The organism is Novosphingobium sp. HR1a (assembly GCF_015594425.1).
GTDB lineage: Bacteria > Pseudomonadota > Alphaproteobacteria > Sphingomonadales > Sphingomonadaceae > Novosphingobium > Novosphingobium resinovorum_A.
In genome coordinates this window covers 13,057-35,986 of the sequence record NZ_JABXWS010000029.1, presented here as the reverse complement: position 1 = coordinate 35,986, position 22,930 = coordinate 13,057, and the positions used below count along the sequence as shown (strand labels likewise).

Here is a 22,930-nt window from a genome sequence, read left to right as displayed (position 1 = left end):
CCAGTTATCCTACGTTCTCGATGACGTTTTCGATCACAAGGGCGATGCCCTGCCCGCCGCCGATGCACATGGTGACGAGGCCGTACTTGCCGCCGATGCGCTTCAGCTCGTACATGGCCTTGATGGTCAGCATGGTTCCCGTCGCGCCGACGGGGTGACCGATCGAGACGCCCGAACCGTTGGGGTTCACCTTCGCCGGATCGAAGCCGAGCACCTTGGCGACGGCGGCCGCCTGCGCGGCGAAGGCCTCGTTGCTCTCGATCACGTCCATCTGGTCAAGGTTCAGCCCGGCGCGCTTAAGGGCGATCGGCACGGCCTTGATCGGACCTTCGCCCATGTATTCCGGCTCGACGCCCGCGTGACCCCAAGCGACGATGCGCGCGAGCGGCTTGAGGCCGCGCTTCTCGACTTCAGCACCCGTGGCGAGCACCACGGCGGCGGCGCCGTCGTTGATGCCGCTCGCGTTGCCCGCCGTGACCGTACCGTCCTTCTTGAAGGCCGGGCGCATCTTGCCCAGCACTTCGACGGTGGTGTCGGCCTTCACGTGCTCGTCGGTGTCGAAGACGGTGACACCCTTGCGGGTCTTCACCTCGACGGGAAGAATCTGGTCCTTGAAGCGGCCTTCGGCGATGGCATGCGCAGCGCGGGCGTGGCTGGTCGCGGCGAGCGCGTCCATGTCCTCGCGGCTCACGCAGTGGCGCTCCGCCACATTCTCCGCCGTGATGCCCATGTGGTAGCCGCCGATGGCGTCCGACAGGCCGAGCGTCAGCGCGTCTTCCTGCGTGTTGGCGCCCATCTTCCTGCCCCAGCGCACGCCGTGGTCATGGTAGGGGATGTTGGACATGACTTCGGCGCCGCCTGCGAGCGTCACCGAGGCTTCGCCCAGCTTCATCATCTGTGCGGCCGAGACGATCGCCTGCACGCCCGATCCGCACAGGCGGTTCAGCGTCAGCGCCGGAGTGGCGAGCGGGATGCCGGCATTGATGCCGATCACGCGGGCCAGCATCTGGTCGCGCGCGCTGGTGGGCATGACCTGGCCGATGACCACATGCTCCACCGCGTCCGCCTCGATCCCGGCGCGGGCAAGCGCTTCGGTAGCGACGAGGCCGCCGAGGTCCGAAGGCATGAACGACTTCAGCGAACCGCCGAAATCGCCGACTGCCGTGCGCACGCCGCTGACGATGTAGATCTCTTCCATGACCTGACTTCCAATCCCTTATCCTTCGACCGGGCGCCGTATTCGGCTTTCACATCCGGTCCGTGTACTCTCAAAAAGGCCACCTGCCGTGCGTCACAGCGGGATGTTGTCGTGCTTCTTCCAGGGATTCTCGAGTTCCTTGTTCCGCAGCTTGCGCAGGCCCAGCGCGATGCGGCGGCGGGTCGAGTGCGGATAGATGACCTCATCGATGTAGCCCCGGCTTGCCGCCACGAAGGGGTTGGCGAAGCGGTCCTCGTATTCCCTGGTCTTGGCGGCGATGCCGTCGGCGTCCTGACCGCGGAAGATGATCTCAACCGCGCCCTTGGCGCCCATCACCGCGATTTCCGCAGTGGGCCAGGCGTAGTTGAGATCGCCGCGCAAGTGCTTGGAACTCATCACGTCATAAGCACCGCCATAGGCCTTGCGGGTGATGACAGTGATCTTGGGCACGGTCGCCTCGGCATAGGCGAACAGCAGCTTGGCGCCGTGCTTGATGATGCCGTTGTGCTCCTGGTCGGTGCCGGGCAGGAAGCCCGGAACATCGACGAAGGTGATGAGCGGAATGCTGAAGGCATCGCAGAAGCGCACGAACCGCGCCGCCTTCTTCGAGGAGTTGATGTCGAGCACGCCCGCCAGCACCATCGGCTGGTTGGCGACGATGCCGACAGTCTTGCCCTCGACCCGACCGAAACCGATGATGATGTTGCCCGCGTGGAGCGGCTGGAGCTCGAAGAACTCGCCCTCGTCCACCGTCTTGCGGATCACTTCGTGCATATCGTACGGCTGGTTGGCCGAAGGCGGAATGATCGTGTCGAGGCTGGGCTCCAGACGGTCCCATGCGTCGGCGGAGGGACGTTCCGGCACGCCGTCGCGGTTGGACGAGGGCAGGAAGTCGAAGAAATCGCGCGCCGCGAGCAGCGCCTCGATGTCGTTCTCCAGCGCAAGGTCGGACACCGAAGTCTTGCTGGAGTGCGTGATCGCGCCGCCCAGTTCCTCCTGCGTGACGACTTCGTTGGTGACCGTCTTCACCACTTCGGGGCCGGTGACGAACATGTAAGAGCTGTCCTTCACCATGAAGATGAAGTCGGTCATCGCCGGCGAGTACACCGCGCCGCCCGCGCAGGGCCCCATGATAAGCGAGAGCTGCGGCACCACGCCCGATGCCAGCACGTTGCGCTGGAACACGTCGGCATAGCCGCCGAGCGAGGCCACGCCTTCCTGAATGCGTGCGCCGCCGGAATCGTTGAGGCCGATGACCGGCGCGCCCACTTTCAGCGCGGCGTCCATCACCTTGCAGATCTTCTGCGCGTGGCGGGCCGAGAGCGAGCCGCCGAACACGGTGAAGTCCTGGCTGAACACGTAGACGAGGCGGCCGTTGATGGTGCCCGAACCGGTAACCACGCCGTCGCCGGGGATCTTCTGGTCCTGCATGCCGAAGTCGACGCAGTCATGCTCGACATAGAGGTCCATCTCCTCGAAGCTGCCTTCGTCGAGCAGCACGTCGAGGCGTTCGCGCGCGGTCAGCTTGCCCTTGGCATGCTGCGCGTCGATGCGCTTCTGACCACCACCCAGCTTTGCGGCGGAGCGGCGCTTCTCCATTTCGGCGATATTTGCGGACATCCGGATTCCCTTGCCTCGGCGCACACAGCGTCAATTGCTGCATCCGCGTAAGACCGGGAAAGGCCTCTGGTCAACTGTTTTTAATCGACCGGTTAAACTTATCCGGGGTGCGTCTGCGATCTATCCGTCAGGCGATATGACCGAGCCCACCCACCCGTCATTGCGAGCGAAGCGAAGCAACCCAGGGCAGCATTACGCCGCCCTGGGTTGCTTCGCTTCGCTCGCAATGACGAAAGAGGTTTTCGTCCTCCTACTTCATCAGCACCAGTTCTTCCGACATCGTCGGGTGAACCGCCACGGTGGCGTCGAAATCGGCCTTGGTCAGCCCCGCCTTCACCGCGATCGCCGCGACCTGGATCAGTTCCGGCGTGTCCGCGCCGATCATGTGGATGCCCAGAACCTTGTCGGTCTCGGCATGGCAGATCATCTTGTAGAGCGAGCGCTCGTTGCGCTGCGCCAGCACGTTCTTCATCGAGCGGAAGTCGCTGGTGTAGACCTTGCAGGTGCCGAACTGCTCGGTCGCCTGCGCTTCGGTCAGGCCCACGCCCGCGAGCGGCGGGTGGCTGAACACTGCAGAGGCAATGCACGAATAGTCCACGCTGGCCTCCTTGCCGCCGAACACGCGGTCGGCGAAGGCTTGTCCCTCGCGGATGGCGACGGGGGTGAGCTGCACGCGGTCGGTCACGTCGCCCACCGCATAGATGCTCGGCACGCTGGTGCGCGCGTTCTCGTCCACCGCGATGGCGCCCTTTGCGTTCAGCTTCACGCCGACGTCTTCGAGGCCGAGGCCCTCGATATTGGGCACGCGTCCGGTGGCGAACAGGACGAGGTCGACTTCGATCGGCTCGTGATTGCTCATGTGGACGACCAGCGAACCGTCCTCCTGCTTCATGATCTTCTCGAAGTTCGCGTTGAAGCGGAACTCCATCCCCTTCGCCAGCGAGATCTGGAGCAGGCGGTCGCGCACGCTTTCATCGTAACCGCGCAGGATCTGGTCGGAGCGGTTGATGAGCGTCACATGGGCGCCGAACTGGTGGAAGATGCCCGCGAACTCGTTGGCGATATAGCCCGCGCCCGCGATCAGCACGCGCTTCGGGATCGCGTCGAGGTGGAACGCTTCGTTGGAGGTGATGCCATGCGTATGCCCCGGGCATTCCGGCACATGCGGCCGCGCGCCGGTGGCGATCAGGATATGCTTCGCGGTCTTCTTCTCGCCGTTCGCCAGCGTAATCTCGTGCAGGCCGGTGATCGTCGCGCGCTGGTGGAAGATCTCGACCTTATTGTTGTCGAGCGTCTGCGTGTAGAGGCCATTGAGGCGGTCGACGTCGCCCAGCACGTTGTCGCGCAGGGTCTTCCAGTCGAACTTGGGCTCGCCGACGTCCCACCCGAAGTGGCGCGCGTCCTCGAGGTCTTCGGCGAAGTGCGCGGCGTAAACGAGCATCTTCTTGGGCACGCAGCCCCGGATCACGCACGTACCGCCGACCCGGTACTCCTCCGCCACCGCCACGCGCGCGCCGTAAGCGGCCGCCACGCGGCTGGCGCGCACGCCGCCCGAACCGGCGCCGATGGTGAAGAGGTCGTAGTCATAATCGGCGTCTTGTGCGGGCATGCGATGAAGCTCCTTTGGTCGCGGGGCATATGGGACATGGGGCCTGCGATTGCCAGCACACGGGGACGCGGCAGGCGCATTTCCATCCGGCGCTCAAGAATTTCTTCCTGCCGCTTTGACCTCGGAACGCATTGTCAACTTTATCAGTTGAGTTTACATTCGAGCCCATAGCACAAGGGAGATCGCCGATGCCCCGTTCTCTTCAAAGTCGTTCGCCCCAGAGCGAATCCGAAAAGCAGGAACCGCTGATCCTTCTCGTCCCCGGCCTCGACGGCAGCGGACCGCGCCACTGGCAGCGGCGCTGGGCGGAAGAGTTCGACAATGCCCAGCTGGTGGAGCTGGGCACCTGGGACACCCCCCACCGCAACACCTGGATCAACCGTTTGAACCTGGCCGTGCACCGCGCGGGACGGCCCGTGGTGATCGTCGCCCACAGCCTCGGTTGCATCCTGACCGCGTGGTGGTCCAAGTTCGAGCAGCCGAGCTGGTCCGCCCCGGTGATCGGCGCGATGCTGGTCGCGCCGCCGGAAGTCGACTTTTTTCCGCGCGACGAACGGGTGACCGGCTTCGCGCCGACGCCTGCCGATGCGCTGCCCTTCCCTTCGCTGCTGGTGGCGAGCCACAACGATCCGTGGATGGGCTTCGAGACATCCAAGAGCCTGGCGCGGCGCTGGGGCAGCACGTTCGTCGACGCCGGGAATAGCGGGCATATCAATGCAGATTCCGGCCTCGGCAGCTGGGAGGACGGCAAGCGCCTGCTCTCGCAGTTGATCGAGATCGGCGCATCCTCGCCGGGATCCGCCCTGCCTGCTCATGCCGATTGGGCCGAGGGCCTCGAACACCGCGCCTGACGGCGCGTTATCCTACCCTTGCAGGGCGCCGGGGCGACCTCACCGTCGTCCCGGCGTATTATTTTCAGGCGATTCCCGCCAGCGCCAGCAGTGCGGTGGTCGAGGGATCGAACTCCACGCCGCCCTGCTCGATCTGCTTGGCGATCTCCTTGCCGAGTTCCACCCCGAACTGGTCGAACGGGTTGATCCCCAGCAGCACGGCGTTGGCGAAAGTCCGGTGCTCATGGAACGCCACGAGGGCGCCGAAGGTGGCGGGCGTCAGGTCATCCACCAGGATTGTCGCCGAGGGGCGGTCGCCCGGATAGGCACGCGCCGGGTCCTCGCTCGCCTTGCCCGCCATCAGCGCGGCACCCTGCGCGAAGCAGTTCGACAGCAGGATGCGGTGGTGATCGAACGCAAGGTCGTGCCCGGGCGCGATCGAGGCGATGAAGTCCACCGGCACCAGGTTGGTGCCCTGGTGCAGCAGCTGGAACACCGCATGCTGCGCATCGGTGCCCACCCCGCCCCAGGTGATCGGCGCGGTCGGCCCGTCTATCGGCTTGCCATCGAAGGTCACCTGCTTGCCGTTGGATTCCATCTCCAGCTGCTGGAGATAGTCGGGCAGCAGCGCCATGCGCTCGTCATAGGCGAAGACCGCGCGGGTCTGGCAGCCGCGCAGGCGGGTGTAGTACTGGTCGGCGAAAGCAGCACGCAAGGGCAGGTTCGCAAGACCGTCAGTATCGCGGAAATGCACGTCCATCGCCGCCGCACCGTCAAGGAACTCGGCGAAGTCCGGCCAGCCCAGCGCCATCGCCACCGGGAACCCGATCGACGACCACAGCGAGTAACGCCCTCCCACGCTCTCGGAGAACGGCAGAATGCGGGTTTCGTCCACGCCCCATTCCATCGCCTTTTCCGGCGCGGCGGTGAGCGCGACGACCCGGCCGTAGGGATCTTCGACACCGTTCTCGCGCAGCCAGATCAGCACGCTGTCGGCGTTGGTCATCGTCTCAATGGTGGTGAAGGTCTTGGAAGCGACCGCGAGCATCGTGGTGGCCGGATCGCACTTGGCAAAGGCCTGCTCCAGCGCGCAGCCGTCGATGTTGGAGACGACATGCACGTCCACCATCGCGCCCTCACGGGCCAGCGCGTCGATCGCGAGCGCCGGGCCGAGCGCCGAACCGCCGATGCCGACATGGATAAGGTGCCTCACCTCGCCCATGGCGCCGCGGTGGATGGCCTCGACGATGGCGGCCATGCGGTGGTGGTTCTCGGCAGCGATCTGGACGCTCTCGTCCTTGCCGACGCCGCGCTGGGCGGTGTGCTCGGCGGCGCGGCCTTCGGTCGGATTGACGATCTCGCCCGCGAACAGCGCCGCGCGGCGGCCAGCGAAGTCCTGCGCCTGCGCCAGTTCCTCGAAGGCGGCGACGTGCGCGGCGTCGAGGTGCGTCTTCGACCAGTCGAACAGGATTCCGGTGGAGTTCTCCTCCTCACCCAGTTCTAAGCGCGTCGCGAAAGCATCCAGACGGCCGGAATCGGCATCGAAAAGCTGCCTCAAGGTGGGTTTGTCGAGGCCCTGCAGCTTGTTCCATACCGCTTCGCTCATACAACGCATCTCCTGTAAGCATTCGGTGCGCCTTATGCGTTCCGCAGTTGCGAAATCCAAGCCCGAGTTGTGCAATTATCGGCCAGCACCTCATGTTGGTCGGGATCGCTCTTGACGGAAGCACGCGGCCATGGGCAAGGGTTTGCCCATGAGCGACACCCATAGCGCGACAAAGATCGAAGCCGGCCAGGCACCCGCCGGAGCCCCTGATGCCAAGCCCAAGAAGGACGAGAACTTCTTCTCGTTCCTGTTCTGGCTGGTGCTGGGCGTGGTGGTGCTGCGCAGCTTCATCGTTTCGCCCTTCAACATCCCCAGCGAGTCGATGCTGCCACGGCTGCTGACCGGCGACTATCTGTTCGCCACCAAGTGGTCCTACGGCTTCTCGAAATACTCGCTGCCGTTCAGCGTGCCGCTGATCCCCGGGCGCATCCTGGCCAGCCAGCCCGAGCGCGGCGACGTCGTCATCTTCAAGGCCCCGCCGGACAACGACGTCGACTACATCAAGCGCGTCATCGGCCTGCCCGGCGACGAGATCCAGATGAAGGGGGGCCAGCTGTGGATCAACGGCAAGTCGGTGCCCAAGGTGAAGGTCGCCAACTTCACCGTGCCCGTCAGCCCCAACACCGATTGCGGCCCCGGCTTCGAAACCACGGACAACGGCAAGGACGTCTGCTCCTACCCACAGTTCCGCGAGACGCTGCCGAACGGCAAGAGCTACACCGTGCTCGACATGGGGCCGACCCCGCAGGACGACACTGGCGTTTTCGTGGTCCCTGAAGGCCACCTGTTCCTGATGGGCGACAACCGCGACAACTCGATGGACAGCCGTTTCCCGGCGGTCGAGGGCGGCGGCGTCGGCATGGTCCCGCAGGAGAACCTTGTCGGCAAGGCGGCAGTCATGATGTTCTCGACCGACGGTTCGTCCGAATGGATCAAGCCCTGGACATGGTTCACCGCCGCGCGCTGGAGCCGCATCGGGAGCGTGATCTGAGTGCTTGAAGCAAATACCCGCGCCTTTCTGATCAAGCATTCCGGCCAGGAGCCGCTCGACGAAGCGCTCTGGCAAGCGGCCCTGACGCACGGCTCCACCGGCGAGAAACGCAATTACGAAAGGCTGGAGTTCCTGGGCGACCGGGTGCTCGGCCTCTCGGTGGCCGAATGGCTCTACCGCGGCAGCGACGAGGCGGAAGGCCGCCTCTCGCAGCGCCTCAACGCGCTCGTCAGCCGCGCCACTTGCGCCACGATCGCCCGCGACATCGGCCTCGGCCCGCACATGCGCCTCGGCAAGCAGGCGCGCGATGACGGCGGACAGGATTCGGAGAACATCCTGGGCGACGTGATGGAGGCGATCATCGGCGCCTGCTTCACCGAGCGCGGTTTCGAAGCGGCGCGCGATATGGTACTCGGCCTCTGGGCGGATACGCTCCAGGGCAAGACCGGCAAGCGCAAGCATCCCAAGTCCGCGCTGCAGGAATGGACCGCAGGCAACCGCCGCCGAATGCCCGAGTACAAGCTGATCGAGCGTTCAGGTCCGGATCACGCCGCGCGCTTCACGGTCGAGGTGTCGGTCCATAACGTCGGTTCGGCACAGGCCACCGCCCATTCCAAGCAGGACGCCGAGACCGGCGCCGCAGAAGAGTTCATGAGGAAATTCGGCTAGCGAGGCGTTCTGCTTCATCACCCTTCGACAAGCTCAGGGTGAGCGGATTTGTAATACGGGAATTTTATATTCTTAAGTACGTTATGTATGGATATGCCAGCATGAACCTTGAATTTCCGCTCATGCTGAGCTTGTCGAAGCACAGGCCGCATGGCGCAACCGGAGCCGCACAATCATGACCCAGCACTGCGGTCTCGTCGCCGTCATCGGCGCCCCCAACGCGGGCAAGTCCACGCTCGTCAACGCGCTCGTCGGGCAGAAGGTCGCGATCACCTCGGCCAAGGCGCAGACCACCCGCGCCCGCCTGCTCGGCATCGCGCTCGAGGGCGAGGCGCAGATCATCCTCGCCGACACCCCCGGCATCTTCGCGCCCCGCCGCCGCCTCGACCGCGCGATGGTCGCCGCCGCCTGGGAAGGCGCGCAGGAGGCCGACGCGATCCTGCTGATCGTCGATGCGGTGAAGCTGCGCCGCCACGAACTGATGCCGCTGCTCGAAACGCTGAAGGACCGCACCGAACGCAAGGTGCTGGTGCTCAACAAGGTCGATGCAAGCGCCAAGGAAAAGCTGCTGGTGCTGGCGCAGGAATTCACCGCAGAAGTGCAGTTCGACGAAGTGTTCTTCGTCTCCGCCCTCAGCGGCGACGGCGTGCCGGAACTGAAAACCTGGCTCGCCGGGCAGATGTCCGAAGGACCCTGGCACTACCCCGAAGACCAGGTTTCCGACGCCAGCGAACGCCTGCTCGCCTGCGAAATCACGCGCGAACAGCTCTACCGCCAGCTCCACGAGGAACTGCCCTACGACGCCGCCGTGCGTCCTGAGGCCTATACCCCGCGCAAGGACGGCTCGGTGGAAATCCGCCAGCAGATCGTCGTCACCCGCGACAACCAGCGCGCCATCGTGCTGGGCAAGGGCGGCTCGAAGATCAAGGCGATCGGCGAGGCCGCGCGCAAGGAACTGAGCGAAGTGCTCGGCCAGAAGGTCCACCTCTTCCTCCACGTGAAGGTCGAGGAGAACTGGGCCGAAACCAAGGACATCTACGAGGAAATCGGACTCGACTGGGTGAAATGATGAAGGCCGCATTCTCGACCCTCACTGCCACCGCATTCCTGCTGTGCGGCTGCGCCACGCCTTACATGAAGGCCGTGGCCGCCGAGAAGGCGCAGGTCACCCTGGTGGAAGAGAACCTGGCCGGGCAACGCTACGTCGCCATCGGCTCGTCGTTCGCGGCTGGCCCCCAGCTTCCGCCCGTGAAGCCGAGTTGGCCCGCACGCTGCGGTCAGAGCTTCAACAACTACCCGACGCTGCTCGCCGAACGCTTCGGCATGGTGCTGATCGACCGTTCCTGCTCGGGCGCGGTGACCGACAACGTGCTCGGCCCCTGGGGCGAAGTGCCGCCGCAGATCAACAGCGTCACGCCCGACACCCGGCTGGTGACGATCACCATCGGCGGCAACGACCTGTCGTACATCGGCAACCTGTTCTCCGCGACTTGCGCCTTCAATGCCAAGATCATCGCCGCTTCGGGCGCCAAGACCAAGGCCTGCGGTCCGGTCCGCATCCCCACGGAGGCCGACTACGTCCGCGACGAGGCGCAGCTCAACGAGATCGCCCGCCGCATCAAGGCGACCGCCCCGCAGGCGCGCATCGTCTTCGTCCAGTACCTGACCCCCGTGCCGCCGCCGGGCAAGCTCTGCGCCGACACCCCGGTCAGCGAGACCGACGCCGCGATCGTGCGCGAGATCGGCCGCCGCCTTGCCGAGATCACCGGCCGCGTGGCGCAGGCGCACGGCACCATCGTCGTCGAGATGAACCAGTCCTCGGCCACCCACACCCCTTGCGACAAGGAGCCGTGGATGATCGGCTCCCCGCAAGGCTACGACGGGCGGCAGGGCTTGCAATGGCATCTCAACAAGGCCGGCATGCAGGCGACGGCTGACGGCATTTCGTCCTGGCTCATCAAGGCCGGCGTAAGGCCAGTGAAGCCTTCGGTGACGGTCGAGCCCGGCCTCAATCCTCCGGGACCGGCGCCGACGAAGCCTGCACCCGGGCAGCCGATTCCCGCCGTCCCGGTGCCGGCACCGACGGCCGCCCCAACGGCCAAGCCTACACCGGCGCCGACGGCCAAACCGTCGAACGAGACGAAGAAGCGCTCGTAACGCCGCGGAAGTCTGGCGACGGCGCGATCCGCCGTCGCATTCCTGCAATCAAAACGCCTTAAGCGCCCTTTCCCAACAACCGCCGTTCCCCCCGCGGCCGGAACGAGGAAAGGGTCGCTCATGGTCGCGCGGAGTGCCGCTGCGGCGCAACGGAATGTTCCGATTGCCGTTCGCCGTCCTATCGGCGCCCGGCTTCGGTTGGGTTCGCTCGCGCTGTACCTGCCGATCGCCTTCGCATTGCGACTGCTGATGCTGGGCAAGCCCGCATTCCAGTCGGACGAGCAGTTCTACCTCCTCGTCGGGCAGCGCATGGCGCAGGGCGCCCTTCCCTACGTCGACATCTGGGATCGCAAGCCCTGGGGCCTGTTCGCGCTCTATCGCGCCGTTTACGCCCTGCGGTTCGATCCGGTCTTGACTTATCAGTTGCTCGGCCTTGCCTGCTCGGTGCTCACCGCGCTGGTCATCGAGCGCATCGCCCGCCGCATCGCTCCGCCCCGCGCAGCGCAGTGGGCGGGGCTGGTCTATCTGCTTTGGCAGCCGGTGTTCAACGTGGCGCTTGGCCAGTCGCCGGTGTTCTACAACCTGCCTGTCGCCCTTGCCGCGTTGATCGTCGTCGATGTGCGAACGCGGGCGCACGATCCCTTGCTTGCCCGCCGCGGCCTGGAGGCGATGCTGCTGTTCGGGCTTGCGATGCAGATCAAGTACACGGCGGTCTTCGAAGGCGCTGCCTTTGGCCTGATGCTGCTGGGACGCGGCTGGGCGGACGGCTGGCCGCCCCGGAGACTGGTCCTGGCGGGCGCTGGATGGATCGCGGCGGCGCTGGCTCCGACTGCGGCGGTCTGGACAGGCTATGCATGGCTCGGCCACGGCGATGCCTTCGTGCAAGCCAATTTTACCTCGATCCTAGGCCGCACGACGGACATGGCCGATGCCTTCGGTCGGCTCGCCAAGGAATGCCTGGCGCTGATCCCTTTCGCGCTCGCCCTGCTTCTGGCACCCCATCGCCTGCGCCCCGTTCGCGGAGAGCGCCCGGCAGCCCTGCCGTCCCTGCGCATTTGGGCGCTGGCGAGCATCGGCGGGTTCCTGGTTTTCGGCACTTGGTACGACCACTATCTCGGCCCCGTGCTGGTGCCGCTGAGCGTGCTTGCTGCCCCGGCCCTCGCACGTAGCCGCCCGGGAGAGCGCTGGTACGGCCAACTGCTCCTGGGCATGGGTGTCGTCGGTGCAATCGCGGTACCCGCCCTGCAGGTCCGCGAAAGGGGCGATGCCACGCAGTTCGCGAGCATGACACACGCGATCACGCGCGAACTGCACGGCCGCTGCCTTTACGTCTTCGAGGGCGACAGCGCGCTCTACCGCACCACCAACGCCTGCATTCCAACGCGATTTGCCTACCCAAGCCACCTCAATGCGATGAATGAAGCGGGCGCGCTGAACATCGACCCGGTGAGCGAAGTACGCCGCATCATGGCCAGCCGCCCCGGCGTGGTGGTGGTCGGGCTGTCCAAGCGCCCGAACCGCGCCAACGACAAGACGCGCGACATCGTCATGGAAGCGCTGCGCAGCGACTACCAAACTTATACGCAAGTCAGCCTAGGCACCCGCCGGTTCGCGCTGTGGCGGCTGAAATGACGCCGCCCCGGAACTGATCCGGGGCAGGAGACCGTCACCGCGCCTTGGCGATGTTCATGCCATGCTGGCGCGCCGCATCCTTGGTCGATTCCTCGGTTCGGTTGAGGGCCTTGGCAATTTCCTTGAGGCCCTTGCCCTTGCCCGCGAGGGTCTGCAGCTTCTGCAGTTCCTCGGGCTTCCAGGGCTGCTTGTGCTTGGCAACCTTGTCGCTCATGCTTCGACATCCCACGGTGCGGCGCCGTCCTGATCGGCATCTGCGGCCGCCTTCTTTTTCGGTGCTGCTTTCTTGGCCGTTGCCTTCTTTGCCGCCGGCTTCTTGGCACCGTCCGTCTTGGCGGCGGCAGTCTTCTTGGGCGCCGCCTTCTTGGCTGGCGCCTTCTTCTTGCCCTTGGCCGGCCCCTTGGCCGCCTTCTCGTCGATCAGCACGACGGCCTGCTCGGCGGTGAGGTCCTCCGGCTTCTGGTCGCGCGGGAGGGTGGCGTTGGTGGTGCCGTCGGTGACGTAAGGACCATAGCGGCCCGCCATGACCTTGATCTCGCCGCCGCTGGTTGGATGCGCGCCCAGCACCTTGAGCGGTTCCGCCTTGGTGCGCGAGGCCGCGCCGCCGCGATTGGCGGCGTCAGCCAGCATCGAGACCGCGGCGTTCATGCCGGTGTCGAACACTTCCGCCGTCGAACGCAGCCGTGCATACTTGCCGTCATGCGCAAGGTACGGGCCGTAACGGCCGATGCTTGCAGTGATATCCTTGCCCGTCTCCGGGTGCTGACCCACGGTGCGCGGCAGGCTGAGCAGCTTGATGCCCCATTCCAGCGTCAGTTCGTCGATATCCTTGGGGATCGAGGCACGCTTAGCCTCCTTGCCCTCGCCGAGCTGGATGTAGGGACCGAAGCGCCCGGTACGGCGCATGATCTCCATGCCGGTCTCGGGGTCCTTGCCCAGCCCTTCGTCATCGCCGCCTTCGGCGTTGCCGCCGGGCTGCGCGAACTTGCGGGTGAACTTGCACTCCGGATAGTTCGAGCACGCCACGAACGCGCCGTAGCGCCCGCCGCGCAGGGACAGGCGCCCCTCTCCGCACTTGGGGCAGACACGCGGATCCGTGCCGTCGGCCTTGGGCGGGAACAGGTAATCGGAGAGAAATTCGTCCAGCGCCTCGGTCACTTCCGAGGGCTTCTTCTCCATCACCTCGTCGGACTTGGGCTTGAAGTCGCGCCAGAACGCTTCGAGCAGCGCCTTCCATTCCTGGCGTCCGCCCGAAACGTCGTCGAGTTCGTCCTCCATGCCCGCCGTGAATTCATAAGCCACGTAGCGGGGGAAGAAGCGTTCGAGGAACGAGGTGAGAAGTCGCCCCGTCTCCTCTGCGAAGAAACGGTTCTTCTCGGTCCGCACGTAAGCGCGGTCCTTGATGACCTGGATCGTCGCGGCATATGTCGAAGGACGCCCGATGCCCAGTTCCTCCAGCCGCTTCACAAGACTGGCTTCCGAGAAGCGCGGCGGCGGCTGGGTGAAGTGCTGCTCGGCGGTCACGTCCTTCTTGGCCGGCATGTCGCCCGCCTTCATGAAGGGCAGCAGGCCTGCCTCGTCGTCATCGTCGGCCTTGTTGTCGCGGCCTTCCTCGTAGACGGCAAGGAAGCCCGGGAATTTCACCACGGTGCCGGTGGCGCGCAGTTCGTTGCGGCCAGTTCCGTCGCGCAGGGTTACGGTGGTACGCTCAAGCTGGGCCGAAGCCATCTGGCTGGCCATCGCGCGCTTGAAGATCAGATCGTACAGGCGCGCCTCGTCCCCTGAACCGAAGCGGTCCTTGGTGAACTCGGTGGGACGGATCGCCTCGTGCGCTTCCTGCGCGTTCTTGGCCTTGGTCTCGTAGTGGCGCGGCTTTTCGGGAACGAAGTGGCCGGAGAAGCGCTCTGCGATGGCGGCGCGGGCGGCCGAGATCGCACTCGGGTCCATCTGCACGCCATCGGTACGCATGTAGGTGATCGCACCCGCTTCATAGAGCGTCTGCGCCACGCGCATCGTCTGGCTGGCCGAGAAGCCCAGCTTGCGTGCGGCCTCCTGCTGCAAGGTCGAGGTGGTGAACGGCGGCTGCGGGTTGCGGCGATGCGGCTTGGTCTCGACGCCCTCGACCTTGAAGGCGCCCTGCTCCACCGCGGTCTTGGCCCGCATGGCGATGCCCTCTTCACCCAGGCTCAGGCGGTCGAGCTTCTGGCCCTCGAACGTCACCAGCTTGGCGGTGAAGTCGGTCCCGTCATGCGCCATCTGCGCGGCAACGGACCAGTATTCCTGCGGCGTGAACGCCTCGATCTCGCGCTCGCGATCGACGATCAGGCGCAGTGCCACCGACTGCACGCGGCCCGCCGACTTGGCGCCGGGCAGCTTGCGCCACAGGACAGGCGAAAGCGTGAAGCCGAACAAGTAGTCCAGCGCACGGCGGGCGAGGTAGGCGTCGATCAGGTCCTGATCCAGCTCGCGCGGCTGGGTCATCGCCTTAGTGACGGTTTCCTTGGTGATCGCGTTGAAGGTGACGCGCTGCACGTCCTTGGGCAGCGCCTTGCGCTTGGCCAGCAGTTCCTTCACGTGCCACGAGATCGCCTCGCCCTCGCGATCAGGGTCGGTCGCGAGGATCAGGCGGTCGGCGGTCTTGGCCGCATCGGTGATCGCCTTCACCTGGCGCTGCTTGTCGCCGTAGAGTTCCCAGTCCATCGCGAACTCCTCGTCCGGGCGGACGGAGCCGTCCTTGGGCGGCAGGTCGCGGACGTGGCCGTAGCTGGCGAGGACCTTGTAGTCCTTGCCCAGGTACTTCTCGATGGTCTTTGCCTTGGCGGGCGATTCTACGATGACTAGCTGCATTCTCTAACTCGATCTGCCCCTCGCGTGCGCGCACGCATACATACACGTACAAGGTGGGTCGTGTTCGACCGGGCCGTCAAGCCCCGCCGGGACGGCTCCCTTGCCGCATAAGCGCTGCGGGATAAAGACGCACCGTCGATTTCTTCCGGGCAGCACGCTCACCCAAGACTGACCCGCCCACCGGCGTGGCGGGCAAGCCTGCCGTCCAGTTCCAACTCTAGCAGGGCAAGCTGAACGGCAGCGGCGCTCGCGCCCGACTGGCGGATCAGTTCATCGACGGCAACCGGCGCGGTCGTGAGCAGACCCGCCACGTCGGCGGGATTGGCGGCCGCTGCCGACGGCACCTCCTCGACCCAGTCGCGGGGCGCTTCGCGCAGGCTCGTCGGCATCGCGCCCGAAAAGTCGGTCAGTTCCTCGATCACGTCCTGCGCTGCCTGCACCAGCGTGGCGCCGTCGCGGATCAACTGGTTGCAGCCATGCGAGCGCGAATCGAGCGGAGAGCCGGGAATCGCCATGACCTGCCGCCCCATCTCGCCCGCCAGCCGCGCGGTAATGAGCGAGCCGGACTTCGGCGCTGCCTCGACCACCAAGGTGCCCAGGCACAACCCGGCAATAATCCGGTTGCGGGAGGGGAAATGGCGTGCCAGCGGCTCGGAGCCGGGAGGCTGCTCCGCCAGCAGCAGACCGCGCGTCGCGACCTCTTCCTGCAGGGCTGCGTGCTCGGGCGGATACGTGATGTCGATGCCGCTGGCGATGATGCCCACGGTCGCTCCACCCGCCGCGAGTGCGCCCTGATGCGCGGCCCCGTCGATGCCGCGGGCGAGGCCGGAAACGACTGTCCAGCCCTCTCCGGCAAGTTCATGCGCAAACTCCCGTGCCAGCCGGATCGCGGCAGCGGAAGCATTGCGCGCGCCGACCATGGCGACGCACGGCCGCGCCAGCACGGACATGTCTCCGCGCCAGGTCAGGATCGGCGGCGCGCCCTCGGTCTCGCCGAGAAGGCGCGGATAGTCCGGCGAATCGTGGAAGAGATAACGCGCGCCGGTTTTGCGAGCGGCGGCGATCTCGTCGTGAACGCGGCGCTCCGGCGCGGGCGCGTAAGGACGTCCGGATCGCCCCGCGACCTCCGGCAAGGCCGCGATCGCGTTTACTGCGTTGCCGAACCGGGCCAGGAGGTGGCGGTAAGTGACCGGTCCGACATGGGGCGAGCGTAACAGGCGAATGCGGGCGAAGGCCTCGTCCCGCGAAAGACCGCCCGGGGCACTCACTTTTTCTTGCCGCCTCCGATGCGCGGTTCGGTTCCCGCACGCAGACGGGCGATGTTCTCACGGTGCTGGAACAGCACGAGCGCGGCAATGACGGTCAGGACCAACCCCGCCTGCGGATAGCCCAGCACGAACGCGGCAAGCGGCGCGACGATCGCCGCAGTCATGCCCGATACCGAGGAGATGCGCACCGTCGCCAGCAACCCGATCCACGTCAGCGCGTAAGCCAACCCGACCGGCCATGCGAGACCGAAGGCCACGCCCGCTGCGGTCGCCACGCCCTTGCCCCCCTTGAAACGCAGCCAGACCGGGAAGCAGTGGCCGAGGAGCGCGCCCAGGGCTGCCAGCGGTGCCGTTTCGGGCCAGATCTGCGCAGCGATCAACACCGCCGCCAGCCCCTTGAGCAGGTCCAGCAGCAGCGTGGCAGCGGCAAGGCCCTTGCGCCCGGTGCGCAGCACGTTGGTCGCGCCGATGTTGCCCGATCCGATCGAGCGCAAGTCGCCGGCGCCGGTCACCCGGGTCAGAATGAGGCCGAACGGCACGGAGCCGAGCAGATAGCCGAGTACGAGCGGAAGAATCCAAGTCATGCGACGCGCCTTAGCGCCCTATCGCGCTTTGCAGAAGACAGGTTGCAGCATTCGGCGTTGCCGGGACAACCCCGACGCGGTTAACAGGTGGCAAGGTCCAGGGATTGATGATGGCTTCCGATATCGAGAGCGCGCCGCAGAGCGTCGCCACCACGCTTGCAAGGATCGATGCGACGTCGCCGATCCTGCTGTTCGATTCGGGCGTCGGCGGGCTCACCGTGCTGGAGGAAGTGCGCAAGGCCCTGCCTGATGCGTCGATCATCTATGCCGCCGACACCGCCGGACTGCCTTACGGCACCAAGACCGAGGCGCAGATCGCGGCGCGCGTGGCCGGGCTGCTCGGCCGCATGACGGAGCGTTTCCGCCCGCGTCTGGTCTGCATCGCCTGCAATACCGCCTCGACCATCGCGCTGGGCATGGTGCGCGAAGTGCTGGAAGTGCCGATCGTCGGCACCGTGCCCGCCATCAAGCCCGCCGCCGCGATGACGAAGACCGGCGTGATCGGCCTGCTCGGCACCGAGGCGACTATCCGGCAGGCCTATGTCGACCGGCTGGAGCACGAATTCGCCGCCGGAAAGCGGCTGCTCCGCCACGGCGCGCCCGGTCTCGTCGAGGCGGCCGAGGCCAAGCTGCGCGGCGAACCCGTCGATCCCGCGCTCATCCGTCATGCCGCCCAGGCGCTGCGCATGCAGCCCGATGGCGAGCGCATCGACACCGTGGTTCTCGCGTGCACGCATTTCCCGCTGGTCGAAGCCGAACTCGCCGAGGCTTTCGGCCCAGGCGTACGCTTCGTGCACGGCGCACAAGGCATCGCGCGGCAGGTCGCGCGTCTCACTGCGGGACAGGAATATTCTCGCCAACGACCCGACCGCGCGCTATTCACCGGACAGGGAGAATTGCCCGGTGCCTATGCCGAGAAGCTGGCGCATTACGGGCTCATGAGGATCGAGAGGTTTTGACGCGACGGCTCAATGTATGGTTGTTGTCGGTACTGCTCATCATCGCCATCCCCTACTACTGGTTCCTGGCCGATGCCGGGGCCGGGATCGGGAGCGGTGAGCCCAGGGCAAAGCCGCTGACGATAGGCGCTCTGCGCAAGCTCGCGGACGCGAGCGATGGCCAGCGCCCCATCGAACTGCGCGTCGAGACGGTGGGCCTGCGCATGACCTCGCGCAACATGCTGGTGGCGGGCGGCGGTCTGCGGCAAGCTCCCAACATTATCAGCGCTTATGAACTGATCGTGCCGGGCAACGGCCCGATCGTGATCGACGCCGGGATCTCCCGCTCCTCGGCCATGACGCACGAGTTCGATCGGTACAGCGGTGAGGCACAGGCCCGCATCGAGACCGCATTGTCGAAAGCCTCCCACGTCATCCTGCTCGCCGACAAGCCGACTCACAACGGCGGCTATCCAACGGGCACGCACCGGGTGGAGCAGGAACTGCCGCCCTCGGGCGACGTGCCTTATACGCTCGCGCCCGGCGTCGTGGTGATTCCGGCCAGCGGCGTCGCGCCGGAAGCGAACATGGTCTACGTCCGGCTCTCGGACGATCGCGAGTTCCTGTTCACCGGTGACATCGCCAAGCTCGCCGTCAACTGGAAGGAATTGCGCCTTCCCGCACGCATCGCCACGCGCGGAGAGATTGCCTCTTTCCGCAGAGAAACCCTCTCCTGGTTGATGACGATCAATGCATTGCACCGCGCCGCGCCGCAGATGACGATCGTTGCGGGGCACGAGCCTTCCAAAATCCCGTTTTCCGCAGGCACGTTTTCCGATTAGCCCTTAGGTACAAGCGACTGGCAATGAGAGACGCGATAAGCTATTGGCCGCAGCAAATGCAGTCCGGGCAACGGGCGCAACGCTTTGGGCAGGCGCCGGAACAGGCAAGGCAGGACAAAGTCGACACCGTGAACTACGAGCACATTTTCGACCAGGCGATCGAGCGCCTTCACTCCGAAGGGCGCTACCGCGTCTTCATCGACATCCTGCGCAACAAGGGCGCCTATCCGAACGCGCGGTGCTTCGCCGGCCACAACGGGCCGAAGCCGATCACCGTGTGGTGCTCCAACGACTATCTCGCCATGGGCCAGCACCCCAAGGTGATCGAGGCCATGGAAGAGGCGCTGCACGACGTCGGCGCCGGCTCCGGCGGCACCCGCAATATCGGCGGCAACACGCATTACCATGTCGACCTCGAGGCCGAACTGGCCGACCTGCACGGCAAGCAGGGCGCGCTGCTGTTCACTTCGGGCTACGTCTCGAACGACGCCACGCTCTCGACGCTGGCCAAGCTGCTGCCCGGCTGCGTGATCTTCTCGGACGAACTGAACCACGCCAGCATGATCGCAGGCATCCGCAATTCGGGCTGCGAAAAGAAGGTCTGGCGCCACAACGACCTCGAACACCTCGAGGAACTGCTGGCCGAGACCGATCCTGCCCTGCCCAAGCTGATCGCCTTCGAATCGGTCTATTCGATGGACGGCGACGTCGCCCCGATCCACGCGATCTGCGACCTCGCCGAAAAGTACAACGCCCTCACCTACATCGACGAAGTCCACGCGGTCGGTATGTACGGCCCACGCGGCGGCGGCATCACCGACCGTGACGAGGCCGCCCACCGCATCGACATCATCGAGGGCACGCTGGGCAAGGCGTTCGGTGTCATGGGCGGCTATATCGCCACCAACAACAAGATCATCGACTGCATCCGCTCCTACGCGCCGGGCTTCATCTTCACGACCTCGCTCTCGCCGGTGCTGGTCGCGGGCGTGCTCGCTTCGGTGCGTCACCTCAAGAGCTCGAGCGTCGAGCGTGAGGGCCAGCAGCGTTCCGCCGCGATGATGAAGCTGATGTTCCGCGATGCGGGCCTGCCGGTTATGGACTCCGTCACGCACATCGTCCCGCTCATGGTGGGCGATCCGGTGCGCGCCAAGCAGATCAGCGACATCCTGCTCGCCGAGTATGGTGCCTACGTGCAACCGATCAATTTCCCGACCGTCCCGCGCGGCACCGAGCGCCTGCGCTTCACCCCCGGCCCCGCGCACACCGAAGAGATGATGCGCGAACTGACCGAAGCCCTGGTCGAAATCTGGGACAGGCTGGAAATGCGCCTCGCCGCCTGAGACGAGCGGCACGCTTTCGCAGTTGCAAGATATTCTTGTCCGAAAGGCCCTCCGCACCGCGCGGGGGGCCTTTTTTCTCACGCGCTCCGTTCCCAAGTGCACGTGCGTTGCGGCGCTTCCAGCGCTCTCTCCCCCCTTTGCAACGACATGACCAGAGGACCATCCATGGCAAAGCTCTTCGAGCCCCTTACTCTCGGCGACGTCACGCTCGCCAATCGCATCGTCATCGCGCCGATGTGCCAGTATTCCGCCGAGGACGGCCGCATGACCGACTGGCACACCCAGCACCTCGGCCAGCTTGCCCAGTCGGGCGCCGCCATCCTGACGATCGAGGCAACCACCGTCCTGCCCGAGGGGCGCATCTCCTACGCCGACGTGGGCCTGTGGGACGACGCCACCGAGGCAGCCATGGGCAAAGTCCTGGAAAGCGTCCGCCGCTGGTCGAAAATGCCCATCGCCATCCAGCTTGCCCATGCCGGTCGCAAGGCCAGCACCGCCAAGCCATGGGACGGCGGCGCCCAGATCGCACCGGACGCAGCCAACGGCTGGCAGACGGTCTCTGCCTCCGACCTGCCCTTCCAGAAGCATGAGAACGCGCCGGTGGCGTTGGACAGCGCCGGGCTAGCCCGCGTCCGCACCGCCTTTGCCGAGGCCGCGCATCGCGCCGCACGGCTCGGGATCGACGCCATCCAGATCCATGCCGCGCACGGCTACCTGTTGCACCAATTCCTGTCGCCGCTCTCCAACACGCGCACGGACGAGTATGGCGGCAGCCTCGAGAACCGCATGCGCTTCCCGCTGGAAGTCTACGACGCGGTGCGCGCAGCCTTTCCTGCCGAGAAGCCGGTGACAGTGCGCCTCTCCGGCACCGACTGGGTAGAGGGTGGCTGGGACATCGAGCAGACCGTCGCCTTCTCCAGGGCTCTGGAAGCGCGCGGCGCGGCTGCGATCCACGTCTCCAGCGGCGGGCTGCACATCGAGCAGAAGATTCCCGTCGGCCCCAACTATCAGGTGCCGCTGGCAAGGGCGGTGAAGCAGGCGGTGTCCATACCGGTGATCGCCGTGGGCCTCATCACCGAACCGGAGCAAGCCGAAGCCATCATCGCAACCGGCGATGCCGACATGATCGGGCTTGCGCGTACCGTGCTCTACGACCCGCGCTGGCCGTGGCATGCCGCAGCGGCGCTGGGCGCAAAGATCGCCGTGGCGCCGCAGTTCCTGCGCAGCCAGCCGCGCGCCTACAAGGACCTGTTCGTCAGCGCCTGACAAACAGCGTGTCGCCGCCCGCCCGCTTCGCCACGACGAAGCCCGGCGGCGGCGGCAGGTCGACCGGAATCCCGCCCGAAACCCAGACCGCGTCGAAACCATCCGCACGCATGCCCGCAATCTTTACGTTCATCGCGGCAAGGTCCGGCCGGTTTTGAGGGCAAAGCGGCGCCACGTCCTGCGTCCCACCGGACCAGCGCTGCGCGAGGAGCGGGTCGCGGACGGTCATCAGCTTGGCATTGTCGACCATAAACAGCGTGTTGACGTAGACATCCCTGCGCGTGAGCGCATAGCTGCCCAGCTTCTCGTCCGGCACCAGACGCCAGGGAAAACCGCAATCCGGCGCCGCCCAGAGATAGCCGACGCGCCCTCCGCGCGGCACGGCGCCGAGCAGCGTCAGGCGTTGTTCGAGGACGTGGCCATGGCGCACCCAATCCCGGGTCACTGTCCCCACGCGCACGCAGAACAACGCGATTCCCGCCATCACGATCAGGCGCTCCCGTTCGGGACGGGCGCTCGGCGTGATCGCCAGCACGAGGGCCAGCAGCGCGATAGGCGCGGTACGCAAGTCCGTGCCCCATGCATTGAGGATCGTCGTGGGGGCCGCGACCGCCGCGAAGGCGAGCAGCACCCCGCTGACGAGCAACCTTCGCTCCAGCCTGCGCCCCGACGCCCACAGCAAGGCAACCCCACTGACGCAGGCCAGCGCCGCCAGCAAACCGATATCCACCAGCTTGTCCGTGCCTCGCAGCACGCTGGCGAAGACCACGATCTTGGTGTTAACGAAGTCGACGTAGGCCGGGCCGCTCCCGTGCCCCGCCGCCTCGGAACGCCAGAGCAGCAGCGGCACGACCGGCACCAGCAGAACGAGATTGCGCCGCATCGCCGGCCACACCTCGCGCCAGCTTCCGAGCTTCCCCAACTCGTTGCCCGCCGCGAGGATAAGCAGGACCACCCAACTCGCCATATGCGCCGTCCACACGACCAGCGCCGCAACTGCCAGAATCACCTGCTCGCGTCCGCTTTCGCGCGGCCGGGTGTACAGCCATGCCGCAACCAGCAAGGCCAGACCGATGCCCATGCAGTAATTGAGAAACCCCCACATCCATGCCTGATGCATGGCGAAAGGCAGTGCAACGAAAGCGCTTGCGCTCACTCGCCCATGCGCGGCGCGGGAAAGCTGGAACAGGCCCATGACCGTCAGCGGCGCCAGCAAGGCTCCAACCACCAGCGTCGCACGCTCGCTGCCCAGCAGGGGCGCCAGCAGCACCGAAGGCAGATCGGCGCCGAGGTTGGCGATCCACTGCCAATGTACCGCGAACATCCTGCTCAGCGCAGGATCGGCAGTGATGTTGGCCAGAACGTGATGCCGTGCCATGTGCGACGGCATGTCGACGAAACCCGGCACCGGCGCCAGCAGCACCGGCAGGAAAGCCAGCGCCACCATCGCAGGCATGAGCATCCGCCAGCGCGGGATCGGGGTGCGGTCGTCGAGTTTCGGCATCAGCGCCATGTAGCCCGCGGAGTGTT

Annotated in this window: 19 protein-coding genes; 10 read left to right on the top strand and 9 right to left on the bottom strand. The window is 66.0% G+C overall.

The genetic code is table 11. The annotated features are described in order from the left end of the window. Positions 1-4: 4 nt before the first annotated feature. From bktB to gor, 3 genes are all read right to left on the bottom strand, one after another. On the bottom strand, positions 5-1,198 hold the full coding sequence (gene bktB / locus HWN72_RS05615) for a beta-ketothiolase BktB (RefSeq protein ID WP_069707580.1): 1,194 nt from the start codon (positions 1,196-1,198) through the stop codon (positions 5-7). 93 nt (positions 1,199-1,291) lie between these two features. Further along, positions 1,292-2,818, bottom strand: coding sequence for an acyl-CoA carboxylase subunit beta (locus HWN72_RS05610; RefSeq protein ID WP_069707579.1), 1,527 nt, complete (start codon positions 2,816-2,818; stop codon positions 1,292-1,294). 250 nt (positions 2,819-3,068) lie between these two features. Next, positions 3,069-4,427, bottom strand: coding sequence for a glutathione-disulfide reductase (gor, locus tag HWN72_RS05605; RefSeq protein WP_069707578.1), 1,359 nt, complete (start codon positions 4,425-4,427; stop codon positions 3,069-3,071). A gap of 188 nt (positions 4,428-4,615) precedes the next feature. Between gor and HWN72_RS05600 the strand changes: the two genes are divergently transcribed. Continuing rightward, entirely contained in the window at positions 4,616-5,278 is a 663-nt protein-coding gene (locus HWN72_RS05600) for an alpha/beta hydrolase (RefSeq protein WP_069707577.1), read from the top strand. A 64-nt stretch (positions 5,279-5,342) separates the two neighbouring features. Here the strand turns inward: HWN72_RS05600 and pgi are convergent, their stop codons facing one another. Further along, positions 5,343-6,863, bottom strand: a complete 1,521-nt coding sequence (pgi, locus tag HWN72_RS05595; protein ID WP_156799750.1) for a glucose-6-phosphate isomerase — start codon at positions 6,861-6,863, stop codon at positions 5,343-5,345. 148 nt (positions 6,864-7,011) lie between these two features. On the opposite strand from pgi, the gene lepB reads away from it, so the two are divergent. The 5 genes from lepB to HWN72_RS05570 all read left to right on the top strand — a co-directional run bounded on the left by lepB (position 7,012) and on the right by HWN72_RS05570 (position 12,312). Then, complete coding sequence (gene lepB, locus HWN72_RS05590; protein WP_069709122.1) at positions 7,012-7,854, top strand: signal peptidase I; 843 nt, start codon at positions 7,012-7,014, stop codon at positions 7,852-7,854. Next, on the top strand, positions 7,855-8,523 hold the full coding sequence (rnc, locus tag HWN72_RS05585) for a ribonuclease III (RefSeq protein ID WP_008828823.1): 669 nt from the start codon (positions 7,855-7,857) through the stop codon (positions 8,521-8,523). It begins immediately after the preceding gene. Between the two features lie 175 nt (positions 8,524-8,698). Then, positions 8,699-9,592, top strand: a complete 894-nt coding sequence (gene era / locus HWN72_RS05580) for a GTPase Era (RefSeq protein ID WP_036522661.1) — start codon at positions 8,699-8,701, stop codon at positions 9,590-9,592. Further along, positions 9,592-10,680, top strand: a complete 1,089-nt coding sequence (locus HWN72_RS05575) for an SGNH/GDSL hydrolase family protein (protein ID WP_172704977.1) — start codon at positions 9,592-9,594, stop codon at positions 10,678-10,680. Before era ends, HWN72_RS05575 begins: the two co-directional genes overlap by 1 nt. 198 nt (positions 10,681-10,878) lie before the next feature. Continuing rightward, complete coding sequence (locus HWN72_RS05570; protein WP_248005835.1) at positions 10,879-12,312, top strand: glycosyltransferase family 39 protein; 1,434 nt, start codon at positions 10,879-10,881, stop codon at positions 12,310-12,312. Between the two features lie 34 nt (positions 12,313-12,346). Here the strand turns inward: HWN72_RS05570 and HWN72_RS05565 are convergent, their stop codons facing one another. The 4 genes from HWN72_RS05565 to plsY form a co-directional block, all read right to left on the bottom strand. After that, positions 12,347-12,526, bottom strand: a complete 180-nt coding sequence (locus HWN72_RS05565; protein ID WP_008828827.1) for a hypothetical protein — start codon at positions 12,524-12,526, stop codon at positions 12,347-12,349. Further along, entirely contained in the window at positions 12,523-15,159 is a 2,637-nt protein-coding gene (gene topA / locus HWN72_RS05560) for a type I DNA topoisomerase (RefSeq protein WP_069707575.1), read from the bottom strand. The genes HWN72_RS05565 and topA overlap by 4 nt, the downstream gene beginning before the upstream one ends. A 158-nt stretch (positions 15,160-15,317) precedes the next feature. Next, entirely contained in the window at positions 15,318-16,427 is a 1,110-nt protein-coding gene (gene dprA / locus HWN72_RS05555) for a DNA-processing protein DprA (RefSeq protein ID WP_069707574.1), read from the bottom strand. Beyond that, positions 16,424-17,011: a glycerol-3-phosphate 1-O-acyltransferase PlsY gene (gene plsY, locus HWN72_RS05550; protein ID WP_008828830.1), complete on the bottom strand. Its 588-nt coding sequence runs from the start codon at positions 17,009-17,011 to the stop codon at positions 16,424-16,426. The genes dprA and plsY overlap by 4 nt, the downstream gene beginning before the upstream one ends. A gap of 107 nt (positions 17,012-17,118) precedes the next feature. Between plsY and murI the strand changes: the two genes are divergently transcribed. The 4 genes from murI (at position 17,119) to HWN72_RS05530 (ending at position 21,400) form a co-directional block, all read left to right on the top strand. Further along, positions 17,119-17,970 carry a glutamate racemase gene (murI, locus tag HWN72_RS05545; RefSeq protein ID WP_375154514.1) on the top strand — a complete coding sequence of 284 codons (852 nt, stop codon included), beginning with the start codon at positions 17,119-17,121 and terminating at the stop codon, positions 17,968-17,970. Positions 17,971-17,993: 23 nt separating this feature from the next. Next, complete coding sequence (locus tag HWN72_RS05540; RefSeq protein ID WP_248005834.1) at positions 17,994-18,791, top strand: hypothetical protein; 798 nt, start codon at positions 17,994-17,996, stop codon at positions 18,789-18,791. A gap of 128 nt (positions 18,792-18,919) precedes the next feature. Further along, the gene (gene hemA / locus HWN72_RS05535) at positions 18,920-20,134 is read left to right on the top strand and encodes a 5-aminolevulinate synthase (protein ID WP_069709120.1); all 1,215 of its coding nucleotides are present in this window, start codon (positions 18,920-18,922) and stop codon (positions 20,132-20,134) included. A gap of 165 nt (positions 20,135-20,299) precedes the next feature. Then, on the top strand, positions 20,300-21,400 hold the full coding sequence (locus tag HWN72_RS05530; RefSeq protein ID WP_069707571.1) for an NADH:flavin oxidoreductase/NADH oxidase: 1,101 nt from the start codon (positions 20,300-20,302) through the stop codon (positions 21,398-21,400). Here the strand turns inward: HWN72_RS05530 and HWN72_RS05525 are convergent. Continuing rightward, entirely contained in the window at positions 21,390-22,913 is a 1,524-nt protein-coding gene (locus HWN72_RS05525; protein WP_069707570.1) for a hypothetical protein, read from the bottom strand. The two genes, HWN72_RS05530 and HWN72_RS05525, sit on opposite strands and share 11 nt — an antisense overlap. Between the last annotated feature and the right edge of the window lie 17 nt (positions 22,914-22,930).

What these genes read in the sequence shown, in the direction of transcription:
- bktB (WP_069707580.1), bottom strand. Translation starts at nt 1,198, where the DNA reads ATGGAAGAGATCTACATCGTCAGCGGCGTGCGCACGGCAGTCGGCGAT.
- HWN72_RS05610 (WP_069707579.1), bottom strand. Translation starts at nt 2,818, where the DNA reads ATGTCCGCAAATATCGCCGAAATGGAGAAGCGCCGCTCCGCCGCAAAG.
- gor (WP_069707578.1), bottom strand. Translation starts at nt 4,427, where the DNA reads ATGCCCGCACAAGACGCCGATTATGACTACGACCTCTTCACCATCGGC.
- HWN72_RS05600 (WP_069707577.1), top strand. Translation starts at nt 4,616, where the DNA reads ATGCCCCGTTCTCTTCAAAGTCGTTCGCCCCAGAGCGAATCCGAAAAG.
- pgi (WP_156799750.1), bottom strand. Translation starts at nt 6,863, where the DNA reads ATGAGCGAAGCGGTATGGAACAAGCTGCAGGGCCTCGACAAACCCACC.
- lepB (WP_069709122.1), top strand. Translation starts at nt 7,012, where the DNA reads ATGAGCGACACCCATAGCGCGACAAAGATCGAAGCCGGCCAGGCACCC.
- era (WP_036522661.1), top strand. Translation starts at nt 8,699, where the DNA reads ATGACCCAGCACTGCGGTCTCGTCGCCGTCATCGGCGCCCCCAACGCG.
- HWN72_RS05575 (WP_172704977.1), top strand. Translation starts at nt 9,592, where the DNA reads ATGAAGGCCGCATTCTCGACCCTCACTGCCACCGCATTCCTGCTGTGC.
- HWN72_RS05565 (WP_008828827.1), bottom strand. Translation starts at nt 12,526, where the DNA reads ATGAGCGACAAGGTTGCCAAGCACAAGCAGCCCTGGAAGCCCGAGGAA.
- topA (WP_069707575.1), bottom strand. Translation starts at nt 15,159, where the DNA reads ATGCAGCTAGTCATCGTAGAATCGCCCGCCAAGGCAAAGACCATCGAG.
- plsY (WP_008828830.1), bottom strand. Translation starts at nt 17,011, where the DNA reads ATGACTTGGATTCTTCCGCTCGTACTCGGCTATCTGCTCGGCTCCGTG.
- murI (WP_375154514.1), top strand. Translation starts at nt 17,119, where the DNA reads ATGATGGCTTCCGATATCGAGAGCGCGCCGCAGAGCGTCGCCACCACG.
- HWN72_RS05530 (WP_069707571.1), top strand. Translation starts at nt 20,300, where the DNA reads ATGGCAAAGCTCTTCGAGCCCCTTACTCTCGGCGACGTCACGCTCGCC.
- HWN72_RS05525 (WP_069707570.1), bottom strand. Translation starts at nt 22,913, where the DNA reads ATGGCGCTGATGCCGAAACTCGACGACCGCACCCCGATCCCGCGCTGG.